At 64.2% G+C, this 17411-nt stretch carries 20 protein-coding genes; 9 read left to right on the top strand and 11 right to left on the bottom strand.

Going from position 1 to position 17411, the window contains the following annotated elements:
• Positions 1–4 precede the first annotated feature (4 nt).
• The 3 genes from LJX93_RS16355 to LJX93_RS16345 form a co-directional block, all read right to left on the bottom strand.
• The gene (locus tag LJX93_RS16355; protein WP_227696200.1) at positions 5–481 is read right to left on the bottom strand and encodes an aromatic-ring-hydroxylating dioxygenase subunit beta; all 477 of its coding nucleotides are present in this window, start codon (positions 479–481) and stop codon (positions 5–7) included.
• A 14-nt stretch (positions 482–495) separates the two neighbouring features.
• Complete coding sequence (locus tag LJX93_RS16350) at positions 496–1770, bottom strand: aromatic ring-hydroxylating oxygenase subunit alpha (protein ID WP_227696199.1); 1275 nt, start codon at positions 1768–1770, stop codon at positions 496–498.
• A 439-nt stretch (positions 1771–2209) separates the two neighbouring features.
• Entirely contained in the window at positions 2210–3127 is a 918-nt protein-coding gene (locus tag LJX93_RS16345) for a LysR family transcriptional regulator (protein ID WP_047583997.1), read from the bottom strand.
• Between the two features lie 522 nt (positions 3128–3649).
• Here LJX93_RS16345 and iacA point away from each other — a divergent pair.
• The 7 genes from iacA to LJX93_RS16310 are packed head-to-tail and all read left to right on the top strand — an operon-like array spanning position 3650 to position 9261.
• Positions 3650–4819 (top strand): indole-3-acetate monooxygenase, encoded by a 1170-nt coding sequence (gene iacA / locus LJX93_RS16340; RefSeq protein WP_227696198.1) that lies wholly within the window; start codon positions 3650–3652, stop codon positions 4817–4819.
• 17 nt (positions 4820–4836) lie between these two features.
• Positions 4837–5199: a hypothetical protein gene (locus LJX93_RS16335; protein ID WP_033698732.1), complete on the top strand. Its 363-nt coding sequence runs from the start codon at positions 4837–4839 to the stop codon at positions 5197–5199.
• 15 nt (positions 5200–5214) lie between these two features.
• Complete coding sequence (locus tag LJX93_RS16330; protein WP_033698731.1) at positions 5215–6489, top strand: aromatic ring-hydroxylating oxygenase subunit alpha; 1275 nt, start codon at positions 5215–5217, stop codon at positions 6487–6489.
• 14 nt (positions 6490–6503) lie between these two features.
• Positions 6504–6980, top strand: a complete 477-nt coding sequence (locus LJX93_RS16325) for an aromatic-ring-hydroxylating dioxygenase subunit beta (protein ID WP_227696197.1) — start codon at positions 6504–6506, stop codon at positions 6978–6980.
• 10 nt (positions 6981–6990) lie between these two features.
• Positions 6991–7743: an SDR family NAD(P)-dependent oxidoreductase gene (locus LJX93_RS16320; protein ID WP_033698728.1), complete on the top strand. Its 753-nt coding sequence runs from the start codon at positions 6991–6993 to the stop codon at positions 7741–7743.
• A 49-nt stretch (positions 7744–7792) separates the two neighbouring features.
• The gene (locus LJX93_RS16315; protein WP_033698726.1) at positions 7793–8752 is read left to right on the top strand and encodes a PDR/VanB family oxidoreductase; all 960 of its coding nucleotides are present in this window, start codon (positions 7793–7795) and stop codon (positions 8750–8752) included.
• Between the two features lie 11 nt (positions 8753–8763).
• Positions 8764–9261 carry a flavin reductase gene (locus LJX93_RS16310; protein ID WP_033698724.1) on the top strand — a complete coding sequence of 166 codons (498 nt, stop codon included), beginning with the start codon at positions 8764–8766 and terminating at the stop codon, positions 9259–9261.
• Between the two features lie 29 nt (positions 9262–9290).
• On the opposite strand, the gene LJX93_RS16305 is transcribed toward LJX93_RS16310, so the two are convergent.
• Positions 9291–9770 (bottom strand): MarR family winged helix-turn-helix transcriptional regulator, encoded by a 480-nt coding sequence (locus tag LJX93_RS16305; RefSeq protein ID WP_033698723.1) that lies wholly within the window; start codon positions 9768–9770, stop codon positions 9291–9293.
• A gap of 174 nt (positions 9771–9944) precedes the next feature.
• Here LJX93_RS16305 and LJX93_RS16300 point away from each other — a divergent pair, with 174 nt between their 5' ends.
• The gene (locus tag LJX93_RS16300) at positions 9945–11069 is read left to right on the top strand and encodes an amidase (protein ID WP_033698721.1); all 1125 of its coding nucleotides are present in this window, start codon (positions 9945–9947) and stop codon (positions 11067–11069) included.
• Between the two features lie 13 nt (positions 11070–11082).
• The gene (locus LJX93_RS16295) at positions 11083–11592 is read left to right on the top strand and encodes a nuclear transport factor 2 family protein (protein WP_047583771.1); all 510 of its coding nucleotides are present in this window, start codon (positions 11083–11085) and stop codon (positions 11590–11592) included.
• 52 nt (positions 11593–11644) lie between these two features.
• On the opposite strand, the gene LJX93_RS16290 is transcribed toward LJX93_RS16295, so the two are convergent.
• The 7 genes from LJX93_RS16290 to LJX93_RS16260 form a co-directional block, all read right to left on the bottom strand.
• Positions 11645–12964, bottom strand: a complete 1320-nt coding sequence (locus LJX93_RS16290) for an alginate export family protein (protein WP_227696196.1) — start codon at positions 12962–12964, stop codon at positions 11645–11647.
• 183 nt (positions 12965–13147) lie between these two features.
• Positions 13148–13546 (bottom strand): c-type cytochrome, encoded by a 399-nt coding sequence (locus tag LJX93_RS16285; protein ID WP_033698716.1) that lies wholly within the window; start codon positions 13544–13546, stop codon positions 13148–13150.
• 145 nt (positions 13547–13691) lie between these two features.
• Positions 13692–14606, bottom strand: a complete 915-nt coding sequence (feaR, locus tag LJX93_RS16280) for a transcriptional regulator FeaR (protein WP_047583773.1) — start codon at positions 14604–14606, stop codon at positions 13692–13694.
• A gap of 571 nt (positions 14607–15177) precedes the next feature.
• On the bottom strand, positions 15178–15696 hold the full coding sequence (locus LJX93_RS16275) for a cytochrome c (protein ID WP_033698713.1): 519 nt from the start codon (positions 15694–15696) through the stop codon (positions 15178–15180).
• Between the two features lie 4 nt (positions 15697–15700).
• Positions 15701–16222, bottom strand: coding sequence for a methylamine dehydrogenase light chain (locus LJX93_RS16270; protein ID WP_027595339.1), 522 nt, complete (start codon positions 16220–16222; stop codon positions 15701–15703).
• A 14-nt stretch (positions 16223–16236) separates the two neighbouring features.
• Positions 16237–16866, bottom strand: coding sequence for a methylamine dehydrogenase accessory protein MauD (mauD, locus tag LJX93_RS16265; protein ID WP_095065553.1), 630 nt, complete (start codon positions 16864–16866; stop codon positions 16237–16239).
• A gap of 3 nt (positions 16867–16869) precedes the next feature.
• Positions 16870–17406: a MauE/DoxX family redox-associated membrane protein gene (locus tag LJX93_RS16260; RefSeq protein WP_033698710.1), complete on the bottom strand. Its 537-nt coding sequence runs from the start codon at positions 17404–17406 to the stop codon at positions 16870–16872.
• Positions 17407–17411 lie beyond the last annotated feature (5 nt).

Below are 17411 nucleotides of genomic sequence, written 5' to 3'. Positions count from 1 at the left end.
GGCCCTAGAGGATGTAGCCGATACCGGCAAGGGTATCGTCGCTGTTGATCAGGCTGATCACCTTGCGGTGGATCTTGAAACTGCCCGCTGCCCGCACCAGGGTGTAGGTCAGGTCGGCGCTGTAGTGCTTGAGGCTTTCCTTGCGAAATTCCCGCACGTTCTGCGCGCAGCGCACGGTGACGTTGACGCCGTCGTCGCTCAGCACCCGAAAGCGCGACAGCGTGCGCACGGTACGCGGTTGCGGGCTGGTGGATATCGACTCGCCGCCAATCAACCGTTGCACCCGCAGGCCGCGCATGTGGTGGTCGTCATAGGCGTAGTTGAGGGTGTTCTCGTAGTCGCTCTGCTTCGGGTCGATGGGAATGATGTACGTGCCTTTTTCGGTCCATTGGCCGAGCCAGGTGTCGTACTCGCCGTGGTCGAGCATGTCGCCTTCCTGCCAGATGAAGGCGGTGACTTCTTGCAGCAAATGCAGGTTCATAGGGTTCTCCATGCTCACGCCGACATCATCTTTTTCCACTGCTGGTAGGCCGCGCGCATGCCGGTTTCGGCACTCACGTCGGACACCAGGCCGTCTGCGCTGGGCGTTTCGCCGGGCAGGCCGCGGTTGAGCATGATCCACAGGTCTTCACCGGCCCGGGCGCCTTTTTGCACCCGTTCCCAGGCTTCGGAATCGTCCGGGGTGCCGAAGCCCATCGGGCCCTGGAAGTGCTCGTGCAGGCGCAGGCGGTAGCGGTTGGCTGCGGCCGGGCCGCCGTCCATGGTGATCACCGAGTGATGGATTTCGGTCTCGGTCACCGAGATCGGCTGCAGCACGCGGAAGAACGCCATCGAGCAGGCGACGTTGGGGAACAGGTTGAGGTTGAAGCCCGAACCGCCGACGGCGCGCACGATGCGGCGCACCTGTGGCTCGTCGATGCCCTCGTCGCGCAGCTCGGCGGCCAGGGCCTCGAAGCGCTCCGGGATCGGCTTGTCGAGGTCGGCTTCCAGGTCCACCAGCTCGGGGATCATCACCATCACGCTGTGGCCGTTGCCCAGGTCCTCGACGTAGCCGGGGCCTTTGACGAAGTCGAACAGCTCCAGGGTCTGCTCGTCGACCGAGGACAGGAAGCTCTTGTGCACCAGCGGGAAGTGGTAGGCGTCGGTGGTGTTTTCCAGCTGGATCTTCCAGTTGCCGGGGAAGCGGAAGCGGTGCTCGCCGGGGACCTTGATGCCGTAGCCGGCGCCCTGTTTCATGAACAGGTCCATCCACTTCCTGGCCGCGCCGAGGAAGTCTTCGAGCGGCTCGATGTCGTCCTTGAAGGTGGCGAAGACCATGCCGGCGTAGCTTTCGGTGCGCAGGCTGACCAGTGGCAGTTCGGCCTTGTCGATGCAATCGCCGTAGCTTTCCGGGTGGGGGATGCCGCGCAGCGAGCCGTCAAGGGCGTAGCCCCAGCCGTGGTAGGGGCAGACGAAGCTGTTGGTCTTGCCCTTCTTGTGCTCGCAGACCGTGGCGCCGCGGTGGCGGCAGCGGTTGAGCAGCACGTTGATGGCCTTTTTGCGGTCACGTACCACGATCACCGGCTGCTTGCCGATGAAGGTGGTCTTGTAGCTGCCCGCGTCCGGGACTTCGCTGTCGTGGGCGACCCAGACCCAAGTGCTGTGGAAGATCTTCTGCAGCTCGGCGTCGAACAGGGCCGGGTCGGTGTAGAGGGAGGTGTGGACGCGGTCGTGCTGCACCAGCGCGGCCGGGTCGACCGTCAGGTTGACGGCGGGGATCAGGTTGCTCACGGGGGTCACCTATGGGGCGTTTTCTTATGGGAGCAACGCTAAAGGGCAGGGGGGTGGGGCTCAATGACAGGGGCGATCAATGTCGTTGCGTTTTGTGCAACGGGCGGGGGCGGTGCGTACGTCGTTGTTTTTGTGGCGCGGCGGAGATCGAGCGCCGCCCGCGCGGCGCTTCGCGGGGCAAGTCGGATCGCCGCACCGCCGCTCCCACATCTGTTTCGGGCCAATTATTCCTGAGGCATTGGCGCGCGGCCCCTTGGTGCCCACCTCAATATCGCGTCGGACAAACAAGGCGGTCGCGCGCAAATGCCACAGACCTCACTGGCCCGAAACAGATGTGGGAGCGGCGGTGCGGCGATCCGACTTGCCCCGCGAAGCGCCGCGCGGGCGGCGCTCGATCTCCGCAGCGCCACAAAAACAACGGCAAGCACCCTGGCACACATCACAACGCCATACGCACCGCCTTGGCCATCTCGGTCGCCAATTCCCGGCTCATGCCATCCAGGGTACGGCCCCGGCGCGTGACGATCTGGATATCGGTCGCGTTCATCGCCTCGCAATCAATGGCCAGGGCCTTGAAGGTGCCGCTCTTGAGCTCGTCGATGATCGGCAGCTCAGCCAGCAACGTGGCCCCCAGCCCCGACCGCACGAAATCCAGAATCACCGCCAGGGAGTTGGACGTGAGGGTCGGCACAATGGCAAACGGCTGGTCCTTGCACGCGGCATCCGCCAACTCGCGCACGCGGAAATTGGCACCGGGCAGCACCAGCGATTCCCGGGCCACTTCGGCAAGGCTGACCGTGGAGCGTTCGGCCATGCGGCTGTCGCGGTGCACGATCATCCGCAGTGGCTGCACCAGGCTGAACAGCCGCGTCAGGCGGGCTGCAGGGTTGGGCGCAAACACCACGCCCAGATGCGCCTCGTCGGCCAGCACCATGCGCTGCACCTCCAAGGACGGGGCGCTGATGATCTCGGCCTTGTGCGCATTGTGCGCATGCAAGAAGCCCTGCAACGAATTGATCGCCCGGGCTCCCAGCAGGCCTTCGCCAATGGCGATCACCGTCGACGCCTGCTGGCGGGCGCGCAGTTCGTCCAGGCGGTTGACCAGCAGCGCGTGCTGGCGGGTGCGCTCGATGTAGTAGTCCACGGCCGCTTCGCCGGCGGCGGTCAGGCTGATGCGATGGGTGCCGGGGCGGACCAGTTCGATGCCCAGTTCTTCTTCCAGCCGGGCGATCTGCCGGCTGACCGATGAGGTGGCGACACCGAGCACTTCGGCAGCGGCGCGCATCGAGCCCTTGTCATGGCTCAGGTGCAGGTAGCGCAGGCGATGGTCCTGCAGATCGATATGGCGGGTGGGCATGACCTCGACCTCGGGGTAATCACGGCAGGCATTGGCGTGTCCCCATCGATCCTGGTGGGGCGCTGGCTTGATGTTTTTCTTGTCTGCTCGGCGTGGGTTGGCCGGCGTTGTCGCGCTCCATGCCAGGCCATCCTACACGCGTTTTTTTCTGGCAGAAATCATGTGAAAAAGGCACTAAAAATTTTTCGTGATATCAGCGTTGGTCTTTAGTTTTTTTTGCGCTGTTCAGGTCAGCCTATCTCTGCCTTTAAATTCATTTAAATCAGATAGATAAGCGGTTTTTTCTGGATGCTTCTGGGTGCTGCTAGCAGATTTTTCGTGGGTTTTAGCGTGAAAATTCAATTGACAATTCACGTAAATCGCCGCAAATATTTGTCATCGGCACCTAAAACAAGAGAGACAGACCATGCCGCCCAAACCTGCCTACGCCCCTCTGCATGGCCAGTGCTTGCCTTCACCGAGCCCAGCCAACACCCCCCACAAGCATCAGTACAAAAACCGCGCCTGAGACGGAGAAAGTCCATGGAATCGCTTTGCCTGCGTGCCGCGCCTGTGTCGGCGCTCGCCTCTGGCCCTGCCTTCGAGGCCTTGCTTGACGGTGTTCGTGATCGGGCTCGCCTCGGTGAGTTCGACCGCCAGCGCCACATATCCCGCGATGTGATCGACGCGTTCAAGGCCCATGGCGTGTACCGCGCCCTGGTGCCCAAACGCTTCGGTGGGCTTGAATGCTCGCCGGGTGCCTTCTGTGAAATGGTCGAACGCATCGCCCATGCAGACGGCTCCGCCGGCTGGGTGGCCAGCTTCGGCATGAGCCCTGTGTACCTGGCGGCGCTGCCGCTGGAAACCATCGCCGAGATCTACGGCAACAGCCCCGACACGGTGTTCGCCGGTGGCATCTTCCCGCCACAGCCCGCCGAGATCGTGCCCGGCGGCTTCAAGGTCAACGGCCGCTGGAAGTACTCCAGCGGCTCCATGGGCGCCGACATCGTCGGTGTCGGCATCGCCCCGCGCAATGGCGACAAGCTTGACCTGCCACGCCTGGCAGTGATGCCGCGCCAGCAAGCGCGCATCGAGCAGACCTGGGACACCGTCGGGCTGCTCGGCACCGGCAGCCACGACCTGGTGGTCGAGGACGTGGTGGTCGGCGAGCAATGGACCTTCGTGCGCGGTGGCAAGCCCAACCTGGACGAGCCGTTTTTCCGTTACCCCTCGCTGTCGTTCGCCACCCAGGTGCTCTCGGTGGTCGGCTTGGGCATCGCCCGCGCCGCGCTCGACGAACTGTCGGGCATGGCCAGTGGGCGCATTTCGGTCACCGGCGCCCCGGCACTGGCTGACCGGCCGCTGGCCCAGGTCGATGTGGCCAAGGCCGAGGCGGCGCTGCGCTCGGCTCGCGCGTTCTTCTACGAGTCCATCGAACGCGCCTGGGAGCACGTCCTGGCGGGCGACCCGGTACCGGTCGAGGTCACCAACCTGTTGCGCCTGTCCTCCACTCATGCCGCCCGCGTGGCCGCCGAAGTGGCGCGCAGTGTACAGATGCTCTCGGGCATGACCGGCATCTACAACGAAAGCCCGCTGGCCCGCTACGTCAACGATGCGCAGGTGGTGACCCAGCACGCCTTCATGGGCGACGTCACCTACCAGAACGCCGGGGCGATGTTCTTCGGTAAACAGCCCCTTCCGGGCTACCTGTAACTTTCGGGATATTTGTCATGAGCGATAAGAAAACCTTGCGCGTGCTGTTCTGCATGGGCATCAACCAGAACTTCTTCGATGCCCCTCGCGAGGAGCAGCTTCAGGTGTGGGCCGCCTTCAGTGCGATGTGGAATGGCATCCACGACCTGGCCGGGGTGAACGTGCTGGGCAACATGGACGATGACCAGGGCATGGTCGGCCCGTCCGACGGCTTCCCCTGGACCACCTACCTGTTGGCTGACGTACCGGACATCGAGACCGTGCACGCCGCCTGCAACCTGTTCCGCACCACGGCCGTGGGCGAGGGGCCGTACAAGCTGTGGCGCTATGCCAAGGTCGAGGCCCGTGTCGGCCGCGAACTGATCATCCAGCGTGCCTGAGTAGAGGAAGCCCCCGTGAGCAATCTGATCCCCGCCGTCAACCTGACGGTCGACCCGGCCGCGCTGGTGCAGCACGACCGCGTCCACACCTCCCTCTACACCGACCCGGCCCTGTTCGACGCCGAGCTGCAGAAGATCTTCCACAGCACTTGGGTCTGGGTCGCCCACGAGAGTGAAGTCCCGGACGCGGGCAGCTACAAGACCACCTTCATCGGCAAGCAGCCGGTGATCGTGGTACGTGACCGCAAAAAGGCCATCAACGTGCTGCTCAACCGCTGCCGCCACCGCGGCGCCACGGTCTGCGAGCACAAGAAGGGCAAGACCAACAGCTTCGTCTGCCCCTACCACGGCTGGGGCTACGCCCTCGACGGCTCGCTGCGCGGCATTCCCCACCCGGAAAGCTACGGCGATTGCATCGACAAGGCCGAACTGCCACTGGTCAGCCTGCGCACCGAAAGCTACGCCGGCATGGTCTTCGCCACCTTCAAGGACGACATCGAGCCGCTCGAAGACTTCCTCGGCGCTGCCAGGAAGTGGATGGACCTGTTCATGAAACAGGGCGCCGGCTACGGCATCAAAGTCCCCGGCGAGCACCGCTTCCGCTTCCCCGGCAACTGGAAGATCCAGCTGGAAAACACCACCGACGCCTACCACTTCCCGCTGGTGCACAAGAGCTTCCTGTCCTCGGTCGACGAGCAGACCCTGGAGCTGTTCGACTTCGTCAAAGGCCCCGGCTACGTCGAGGACCTGGGCAACGGCCACAGCGTGATGGTGATGATCCCCGAGCTGGTGGACCTGGAAGCCGACCTCGACAAGCCGATCCCGGAGCGCTTCGAGGCCCTGGCCGCCGAGCTGCGCGACGAGGGCATCGACGAGCCACAGGTGCGCCGCATCGTGCGCGCCGTCGGCGGTTCGGGCTTCAACCTCAACCTGTTCCCCAACGTCGCCTGCTCGATGGCGTTCTTCCGCGTGCTGCAGCCGATCTCGGTGACCGAGACCGAAATCCATCACTCGGTGATCACCATGGACGGCGGCCCGGCCGCAGCCAACCGCTACCGCCTGCGCCTGCACGAGCACTTCCAGGGCCCGATGGGCTTCGGCACCCCGGACGATTCCGAAGCCTGGGAACGGGTGCAAAAAGGCGCCCGGGCCGGTGAAGACCTGTGGATCATGCTCAACCGCGGCCTGCCCGGCGAGACGCCCAGCGCAGACGGCCTGGTGTCCGACGTGAGTGCCGAAACCGGCATGCGCGCGGCCTACCAGCAGTGGAAAAAGATGATGTCGGCGTGAGCATGGAGAACCCTATGAACCTGCAATTGCTGCAAGAAGTCACCGCCTTCATCTGGCAGGAAGGCGACATGCTCGACCACGGCGAGTACGACACCTGGCTCGGCCAATGGACCGAAAAAGGCACGTACATCATCCCCATCGACCCGAAGCAGAGCGACTACGAGAACACCCTCAACTACGCCTATGACGACCACCACATGCGCGGCCTGCGGGTGCAGCGGTTGATCGGCGGCGAGTCGATATCCACCAGCCCGCAACCGCGTACCGTGCGCACGCTGTCGCGCTTTCGGGTGCTGAGCGACGACGGCGTCAACGTCACCGTGCGCTGCGCGCAGAACGTGCGGGAATTTCGCAAAGAAAGCCTCAAGCACTACAGCGCCGACCTGACCTACACCCTGGTGCGGGCGGCGGGCAGTTTCAAGATCCACCGCAAGGTGATCAGCCTGATCAACAGCGACGATACCCTTGCCGGTATCGGCTACATCCTTTGAGGAACTGGCCATGAACCAAGTTGCATTGGTAACCGGCGCCGGCCAGGGCTTGGGCCAGCGCTTTTGCGCCCAACTGCTTGCCGCGGGCTTTGACGTGGTGGTCTCGGACCGCGACCTGGCACTGGCCCAGGCCAGCGCCGCACACCTGCAGCAAGCGCAGCAAGGGCAGGGCGGCCGCACCCTGGCGGTCAAGCTCGACGTCGCCAGCAAGGCCGATTTCGAACAGGCCCTGGCCCAGGTACTGGCGCATTTTGGCGCCTTGCACGTGGTGGTCAACAACGCCGCCGTGACCAAGACCACGCCGCTGATGCAAATCACCCCGGAGGAGCTCGACGCAGTGGTCGGGCTCAACCTGCGCAGCGTCTTCCTCGGCTGCCAGGTGTTTGGCGCGCACCTGGCCGAGGCCGGTTACGGGCGGATCATCAACATGGCCTCGCTGGCCGGGCAGAACGGTGGCACCGCCACGGGTGCCCATTACGCCGCGAGCAAGGGCGCGATCATCACCCTGACCAAGATCTTCGCCAAGGAATTCGCCGCCCGCGGTGTCACGGTCAACGCCATTGCCCCCGGCCCGATCGATTCGCCGGCGGTGCATGCCGCGGTACCGGCCGAGCGCCTGCCGGGCTTGCTGGCGAACATCCCGGTGCAGCGCCTGGGTGACGCCGGCTTCCTTGGCGACCTGATCGTGCAACTGGCGCGGCCCGAGGCCTATTTCACCACCGGGGCAACCTGGGACGTGAACGGCGGCCTGTTCATGCGTTGAAATTTTCGGGGGCGCAGCGCGCCTCCTGTCGTTACACGGGACACCGGCCATGAATGAACAATTGTTGAACGTAGTCGTGCGCAAGCGCGAGATCCAAGGGGCCGACGTGGTCGTCCTCGACCTGGGGCGTGCCGATGGCACCGCGTTGCCGGCCTTCGAGGCGGGGGCGCATGTCGATATCCACGTCGCGCCTGGCCTGGTGCGCCAGTACTCGCTGTGCAGCGACCCGGCCGATGCCACGGTGTATCGCCTGGGCGTGCTCAAAGACCCCGCTTCACGCGGCGGCTCGGTGGGGGTGCACGAGACCTTGCTGGAAGGGCGCGCATTGCAGATCAGCGCGCCGCGCAACCTGTTCCCGCTGGCGGCGCAGGCGCGCCGCTCGATCCTGCTGGGTGGCGGTATCGGCATCACGCCGATGATCGCCATGGCCCATGCCCTGCACCAGCAGGGCGCTGACTTCGAACTGCATTATTGCGGGCGCTCGCGCAGCCGCAGTGCGTTTCTTGAGGCACTGGCGGCGGCGCCGTTTGCCGCACGGGTAGTGACTCACTTCGACGACGAAGACCCGGCACAGCGCCTTGACCTGGTGGCGGTGCTAGGCGCTGCCAACCCAGGTACCCACCTGTACACCTGCGGCCCGTCCGGCTTCATGGACTGGGTGATCGAAGGGGCTCGCCGGCAGGGTTATGCCGAAGACCATATCCACAAGGAGTACTTCCAGGTCGAGGTCGATGCCAGTGGCGAAGGCTTTGAAGTGGTGGCCGCGCGCAGCAACAAGACCGTGCAGGTCGGCGAGGGGCAGACGATTCTCGAAGCCTTGGCGCAGGTCGGCATCAAGATTGATATTTCCTGCGAGCAGGGCGTCTGCGGGACGTGCATGTGCGAGGTGCTCGAAGGCGAGCCGGACCACCGCGATGTGTACCTGACCGATGACGAAAAAGCCGCGAACGACCAGATCCTGGTGTGCTGCTCGCGGGCCAAGTCCAACAAGCTGGTGCTGGATATCTGAGGAGCATGACCATGGTAGACGTAAACCAGTTTCGCAATGCAATGGCGCTGCTCGGCGGCGCCGTATCGGTCATCACAACCGATGGCCCTGCAGGGCGTTTCGGCTTCACCGCATCGGCAGTGTGCAGCGTGACCGACGCACCGCCTACCTTGCTGGTGTGCATGAACCGCGCGTCTTACTCCAACGAGCAATTCAAGGCCAACGGCGCGTTGTGCGTGAACGTGCTGGCCGGTACCCATCAGGAACTGTCGGGGGCGTTTGCCAACCGTAACCTGAGCACGGAGGAACGCTTTGCGACCACCCACTGGACCGTGCTGGAAAGCGGCGCGCCGGTGATGCAGGAGGCGTTGGTAAACTTCGACTGCCGTATTGCCCAGGTGCATGAAGTGGGGTCGCACAGCATTTTCTATTGCGAGATCCAGGATATCCGCCATGGCGGGGCGGACGATGGGCTGGTGTATTTCAACCGGGCCTATCACCGGGTGTGCGAGGACTCTAAAGCCTGCTGAATTAGGGGGCCGCCACGCGGCCCCAGCTTTCACGGTGTCTCGAGGTTGTGAAACACCACTTCCAGCATCCGGTTCAGCCGCTGCACCTGCGCCTCGGTCAGCCCCTTGAAGCTGCGCTGGAATAGCTCGCGGGTCACGTCCTGCATGCGCTCGATGTTCTGCAGGCCGACCTCGGTGATGCGCACTTGGGTCACGCGCCCATCCTCAGGGCTTGGCGCAGTATCGACCAGCCCATCGTCTTTCATGCGGTAGACGATCTTGGTGATGGTCGAGAGTTTGGCAATGGCATGGGTGGAGATCTCGGAAATACTCGATTCACCGTTCTCGTTGAGGATCCACAGCACGCGCCAGCGCGGCACGTCGAGGTCGATCTTCTTGAGCAGACGCTCCATGTTCTGGGTGTAACGGCCATGCACACGGGCCAGCCAGTAGAAGGGGAAATCCTCCTTGCGAAATTCATCGCTGGCCGGGTCGTGATGGCTGTGGCCTTTGTTTTTCGAGTTGCTCATCGGTTCACTACTTGTGCGGAAATAGTCGCGACATCATAGCCGTTTCCGCGTATTTGGCTACCGCGAAACGGTCGGGAATTACTGGAATATTCAGTTGACATTTCAAGTAATCGACCCGCATTTTAGCGGCTGGGCAAAGGCCCGGCATCCATTCTTGAAGAGGGCTGCACAACAATGACAATCATAGTAGAAACCCTTGATCTGGGCGGCACCGGCCCCCGGGTCGTGGTCAAGGACACCATCGATGTCGCCGGTACCGCCAGCCGCGCCAGCAGCCAGGCGTTGGAGGATGCGCCGCTGGCCGAGCGCCATGCCGAGGTGGTCAGCCAGTTGCTGGCCGCCGGTGCCCGCCTCACCGGCAAGGTCAGCCTGCACGAGCTGGCGTTTGGCACCACCGGGATCAACCGCTATACCGGCACGGCGGCCAACCCGCGTTTTCCAGGGCGCATTCCTGGTGGCTCGTCCAGCGGTTCGGCCGCTGCGGTGGCGGCGGGCCTGGCAGACTTCAGCCTGGGTACCGACACCGGCGGCTCGGTGCGCGTCCCGGCCTGTTGCTGTGGGGTGTTCGGCCTCAAGCCGACGTTTGGCCGGGTAAGCCGCAAAGGCGTGATGCCAGCGCGCACCAGCCTCGACTGCGTTGGCCCGTTCGCCGCGAGCCTGCCGATGCTGGTGCGCGCCATGAGCATGATCGACCCCACCTTCGTCCCCGCCCAGGTGCCGAGCAAGGCGCGCATCGGTGTGTTGCGGGTGACCGCCGAGGCTGCCATCCACAAGGTGGTACACGGGGCGCTGACGGCCAGTGGCTTGCCTTTGGGCAACGTCGAGCTCAAGCATTTTGGCGCTGCTTACGACGCTGGCATGGTGGTGATTAACCGCGAAACGTTCGAAGGCTGTGGCCACCTTCTACAAACCGGCAAGGTCGGCAGCGATATCGCCGGGCGCCTGGCGGCAGCGGGGCAGACCACGGACTCGGCGCTGGCCGAGGCTGAAGAGGTGCGTCGAAGGTTTACCGATGAAGTCGACCAGGCCCTGGCCAGCTTCGACGTCCTGGCCCTGCCGACCATGCCGGACTTCCCGCTGCGCCTGGAGGATGCCGCCGACACCCGGGCGGTGCTGGGCATGACCTCGCTGGTGCGGCCGTTCAACCTGTCGGGGCACCCGGCGTTGAGCATTCCGCTGGGCAGCGAGGCCGGCTTGCCGGTCGGCCTGCAACTGGTGGCGGCCAAGGGCGCCGACGAAAAACTGTTGGCGGTGGCCGAGCGCTTGCTGCTGAACCTGTATGCCGGTAACGAGCACTGAGGCCAGCGTAGCCATGACCGATATCCTTGAACTGCAGGCCCGGCTGCTCTGCTTCGAACACCAGCAGGCCATCCGCGTCTGCATGAACCGCTACATGGCGCTGTGCGACCAGCTGGACGCCAGCTCACCGCTCGATGAACTGGCGGGGTTGTTCTGCCGTGAGGCGGTGTGGGAAGGCAAGGGCGCCAAGTACGCCGAAAGCTTTGGCGGCTACCGTGGCCGCGAGGCGATCCGCGCGATGTTTGCCACCTACATGAAGACGCCGGCGCACTTTGCCTTGAATGTGCACTTCCTGACCAGCGAGGTGATCGAGGTGGCCGGTGATGAAGGGCTTGGGCGCTGGGTGATGTTGCAGACCAGTACCTTTGCCGACGGCGCGTCGCACCTGAATGCCGCCCGGTTGACGGTGCGCTTTGCGTTGGAAGAGGGACGCTGGCGCATGGCGCATTTCCAGACCGAGAACCTGTTCAGCCGGCCGGTTACGGGGTGGAACAGCGAGGCGCCGTTGCCGGTGCCTGAGTAGAGCGTAGGGCCATTGTTGCTGGGGCTGCAGAGCAGCCCCGGCAATCTCCCGCTCAAAAGGTACTGACGAACACCACCTGCCCATACAGGTTGTCATTGTTGCTGCCCAACTGCGTCCCCCCTTGCTCGGCACTGCGATCCGGCTGATACAACCCCACCAAGGGCACGACCATCAGGTGATCATTGATGGTCCACTCGGCATAGATATCCAGCTCACGCCCGTCCACATTGCCCAACCTGCGGTCGATGGTATCGAAGTTGAACGCCATCACCCCGAGGTTCAGCGTGGGGCTCGGGCTGACCACCAGGCCAACCTTCTGCACCCGCGCATTGCTGTTGAACGGCCCGGCATAGTTGCCCGCCACTTCGCCCTGGAACCACGTCCCCAACCCGCGCCCAAGGCCGTAGAACAGGGTGTCGTACTGCTCTGAAAAGCGGCTGTAGCGGTAGCTCAGGTTCGGCTGCCAGGGCAGGTTGGCGAAGGTCCAGCCTGCTTCCAGGTACCAGGCATCCTCGGTGGCGGTGTGGGGCTTGTCCTGTTTGGCGTATTCCCCGGACAGGAACAGGTTGTCTACCCCGGCATTGCCCTGGCCACGCAGGCTGTAGGTTTTCATGCCGTCGCGTTCCAGTTGCTGGGGCGAGGCGTATTGCTCGTCGACATGGGTGGTGGCGATGTAGGTCAGGCCGACCGTGCCGGCGTCCGCCACGTGTTCCAGGGTGGCGACGTGCATTTCGGTGTTGGCCTGGGCGCGGTTGTCCGATTGCAGCCACATCAGGTCGCCGCGCCAGCCGCTGCTGCCACCCAGGCGCAGCACGGCGGTCTTGTCGAAGCTCTTGCGCGCCGCCAGGTAGTAGGCGCCACCCCGGTTGAACTGCCCATCGGCCAGGCCATGGCCAACGTTCAGCGAGTCCCCCTGAAGCAGGAAACCATCGCCCACGGCGACCATTTGTTTGCCGAACGACAGGTCGATACCGTCCTCGCCTAGCAGCGGTACCAGGTTGCCGGACTTCCAGCCCAGGTAGGCATCTTCGACCTTGCTGGTGCGTTCGCTGCCGTCGCTGAAGCCTGCAGCGTCACCGTCCCCCCAGGTCGCCGAGCTGAGCAGGGCAAAGGCGCCATACAACGCCCCCATGCTCCCCAGGCGTTGGTCGGCACTCAAACCATACTTGATGTAGCCCTCCTGCCAGGAGGTAGAGCCGGGTTGGTCACGGCCAATCACGTAGCTTCGTTCGCTGTGGAATGCACCGAACACGGCTTCCACATTGGCGTTCAGGTGGCGTTCGGCATCGCTGTACAGCTCGTGCGCGGACGCACCCAGCGAAGCCCCGGCCAGGAGTGCGGCCAAGGTACGGCGGTACGGGCGGTGGTGCATGGTCTGGCTTCCTTTGTCATGGTTTTTGGCAGAAGTTCCGAAGACATGCCAATGATCATGAAGCAAGCCCCGGCACGGGCTTTTGCCCTGGCTGCCAGTTGCCTTTGGCGTTGTGCCAAGCTGATGCGAGGGGGTGGGAAAACGCAGAAGGCCCCGTTGCGGGGCCTTCGTGGGCAGGTAGCGTTACTTGAGGCCGGCGAGGAAGCACGTCACCGACTGGCGCTCACCGGCATCCGGCAGCCCTGCGTAAGGCATGTAGGTGCCGGGCACCGCGGCTTGTGGCTGCGCGATGAAGGCGCCGATGGCTTGTGCCGTCCAGGCCGCCTGGCGGGTTTTCATGGCCTGGGAGTAATTGGCCCCTGGCACGCTACCGGGGGTGCGGCCCACCACGTCGTGCAGGTTGGGGCCCATCAGGGTCGGGCCATCCTTTTGCGCCGAGTGGCACGCCGCACAGTCGCGCGCGAATACCTGTTCGCCTTGCTGGCGTTGCGGGGCTGCACAGTCTTCGGCCAAGGCCAGCGGGCTGGCCAGGGCGGCAAGCAGGAAGGGCACTACGAACTTGCTGGATACGACGGTCGACATCATGCACGGTTCCTGGGTAAGGCAGCGCCGGGCTGCTTCTTGTTGGTGTTCGGTTTGATTGTGTGCCAGTGCCGGCCGGCAGGTTTTGTTGTGCCTGCCAGGGTGTTTGCTGGGCTTGTCAGTTGCGTGTGGCCCGCCACAGGGGTCAATTGGCGTGACGCTTGCGGTACTCGCCCGGGGTCATGCCAAAGCGGCCCTTGAACGCTGTGCTGAAGTAACTCGAATCGGAAAAGCCCCAGGCATAACCCAGCGACGATACTTTCTGGTCCATCGCCGGGTTGCGCAGGCTTTCGGCGCAGAAGTCGAGGCGGCGGTTGCGGATGTACTGGGCGATGACCAGGTCGTGCTTGGCGAAGATGCGGTACAGGCTGCGCATGGAGATGCCCACTTCGTGGGCGATGAGTTCAGGGGTCAGCTGCTCGCAGGTGATGCGCTGGTCAATCAGCGCCAGGGCCTTGCGGAACATCCGTTCATGGCTGCCGGGCACCGAGTCATGGGTGATGGCCGGGCGCAGCAGGGCGATCAGCGCATCGAGCACGGCCTGGCTTTCGTTGTTGGCCATGTGTTGGGTGCGGCCGGCCTCGAGCATCATCTGCCGGGCCATGCTGGCCAATGGGGTTTGCGCTTCGATGCGTTTTGCGCAGGCCACGCTCACGCCGCGGGTACCGCTCTGCACCTGGGGGCGCGGCAGGATCAGCGACAGTTGCCGTGAGCGTTGGTGGAAGTGCATGTCCAGTGGGGCGCTGGCGTCGACCAGGGTCAGGTCGCCGGGCCGCAGCTCGATGCGGGCATCCTGGTGTTCGATATGCGAGGTGCCGGCCATCTGCAGCACGGCGTAGTAGTTGTCGGCGCCGCTGGCGCGAATCTCCCGGGCGCTGCGGAACAGGTGGACGTGGGTCATGTCGACGATGCTCATGGAAATCTGGCCTACCTGGCACTTTTCGAGCTGGCCGACGAAGCCTGCGTCGAGCTTGCGGGCGTTGAAGTGGCCGCAGGCTTCGTTGACCTGGCTGAGCCAGGCCTGGAAGTGATCGTCGCAAACACGGGTCGCTGGTGTCATGGGGGCCTCGCACGGTAAGACGTGGAACGGATCGCTTGGGCGAACTCTTGGATGGTGGGTAAAGCATTACAATTCACTTGAAATTTCAAGCAAAAAACGGGCCTGGGATTTGTGGGGGTGGAGGGGTTAATTTGCTAATTATTTGTTTTTTAATGAATTTAATTTTTAGGGATGAGGGTGGCGGGGGGGATTGGAGGATTTTCTTGGGTGGGATGCGTCGGGAGGTATCAATTTCGGGGCAGGGGTGTTTCTAGATGTTGCAGTCGAAGTGCATGGCTGGGGATTTTCAGCGCCTATGAGATCGAGCGCCGCCCGCGCGGCGCATCGCGACGCAAGGCCGCTCCTACATTTGTTTCGGGCCAGTGAGGCCAGTGGCATTTGCGCGCGACCGCCTTGTTTGTACGACGCGATATTGAGGCGGGCACCAAGGGGCCGCGCGCCAATCCCTCAGGAATAATTGGCCCGAAACAGATGTAGGAGCGGCCTTGCGTCGCGATGCGCCGCGCGGGCGGCGCTCGATCTCACAGGCGCTAAAACCGTCATGGCGAACCCCCACCAAAACAACCACACTTCAGCGCCCAAGCCCATCCCCAATAACAATCCCCTCAGCCCGCATCGCGTCAATCAACCCGCCCCGCACATCCGGCAGGTTGAGCATGCTGCTCTGGCGCACCCGGCGCACCTCTTCGCCGCTGTACGGTGGCCATTGCTCGGGTGAACTGTTGCCAGCCATCCCGTCCCGCGCCAGCAGCCAGTTCAGCAAATCGGCTATCTGCTGATCGTTGAGCGCCGACTGTGAAATCCCCGGCACCCGCACCAGAAACTCGCGCCCACCCGGTACCCTCAGAAAGTTGCCGACAAACCCCTGCATGCGCGGCGTGTCGTTGGCCGCCGAGCCCTCGCCGTGATCCCGGTGGCAGCCGGCGCACTGCAACTGGTAGTTGACCGGCACCGAGTACCCGGCCTGGGCAATCGGCACCGGTGGCACCTCGTTACCCTGAGCCGGGCGCTGGTTGGGGTTGGGCAGGGTCCTGGCCTGGGCGACGGGCGCCAGCAGGCACAGAAGCAACAGCGCCGTCAAACCCTTCACGGCGCTATACCGCCACGCCGCGGATGATGGTCACGGTGCAGTTGTAGATCTTCGACTCCGCACCCAGGCACCAGTTGATGTCGTTGTTGTTGAAGGGCCGATACAACGGCTGTTCATCGTCGTTGCGCGAGCAGGCGCACTGGCCGCAGGCGTGCTTACCGCAGCAATCGTTGTACGAGATGATGTAGTTCTTGCCGTCGGCCGGGTTGCGGCAGGTGCCGATCCAGGTCACCAGCGAGGCATCGGTGCCGGGCGGGCATGAAGTGATCGAGCCGCCGCAGCACGAGCACAGAAAGCCGTCGATCGAGCAGTTGCGCCAGTAGTCGCAGCTGGTCGGGTCGCCAGGGTCACCCATCTTCGGTTGCTCGGCGGCCAGCGCCTTGGCGGTGCGGTCGATCGGCAGCAGCACCGGTAGCGCCGCGCCCGCGACGATCAGCGAGCCCAGGCGCGCCAACACCTTGCGCCGTGAGGTGGTGTCGGCAACGTGGCGGCTGGAGCGTTCAAACAGTTTGTCGAGAAAACTCATGGTGTGCTCCGCGATCAGTGCTGCGCGCTGTGTGGGTGGGCGTGGTCGTGGCCATGCGCGTGGTTGCCGTGCAGGTACTGCTGCAGGCTGGCGCTGCCCAGGTGCACGGCCTCGAACAGGCTGTCCAGGTGCTCGCGGGAGTTGACCAGGCCCTTGGCGCGCAGAATGCCGGCCGGGTCGATCAACACGGCGTAGGGCAGCTTGCCGATCTGGTAGGTCATGCCGATCTCGGGGCCGACCACGTAGGTGGCCTGCTGCAAATCGTTGGCTTCGATCAGCGCTTGCTGTTCGGCGAAATCACCGTCGCTGACATAGATCACGTCCAGCGCGCCGTTGTTGTCCTTGGCGATCGACTTGACCGCCGGCAACAGCGATTTGCACACCGGGCAGCCAGGGGCGAGGAAGAACAGCAATTGCGAACGCTCGCCGTGGTAGCCGATGTTCACCGGGCGGCCGTGGCGGTCGGCGGCCGTCACCTGCGGCGCGGGGTCGTTGACGGTTACGCCTTTGTCCACCATCAGCGCCCCGGCCGGGGCGATACGGCCATGCAGTACGCCGATCTGGCGCACCAGGGCCATGACCGTGAAGGCCACTGCAATCAGCAGCAGCCAGAGCAGAATGTTCGATGCGATGAGCAGTTGCATGGGTTATCTCCCCGTCAATTTGGCAAGACGCGGCTGGTTGGCCAGCAGGCCATCCACCGCGACATGAAGCAGCAGCGCCACGGCACTTGCCGCGATCACCACGAAAATATCCAGGCCACCGAGTGCGCGCTCTGCCATGGGCAATGCCGCCAGGCCGGCCAGCACGGCGATCACCAGGTTGCGCAGCAACAACACCGGGCGCAGGGGCTGGGTGGCGCCGGGGCCTGAACAGCCGCAATCGATGTCGCGGCGCCCGCGCCAGAGGTTGACCCCGATGGCGCCGGCATACAGCGCCATCAGCAGGGCTACCCCCAGCGCTGCGCTGGCGCGCCAGGCGGGTAATAGCAGGGCCAGCGCCAGGGCCAGCTCAGCCAGCACCAGGCTTGCCGTGGCGGCGGGGGCCAGGGGCGAGGGCAGCACCTGGTAGGCGCGCACGATGGCGCTGAAGGCGCGCCGGTCGCGCAGCTTGTGGCTGGCGGCGCTGGCCAGCAGCGCCGCCAGGGCTGTGCTGCTGGCAATCACGAGGACAGGGTCGAGCATGGTCG

It is taken from the genome of Pseudomonas sp. HN2-3 (assembly GCF_020691745.1).
GTDB lineage: Bacteria > Pseudomonadota > Gammaproteobacteria > Pseudomonadales > Pseudomonadaceae > Aquipseudomonas > Aquipseudomonas capeferrum.
The sequence above is the reverse complement of the archived record's forward strand: the minus strand, read 5'-3'. Positions and strand labels throughout refer to the sequence as shown.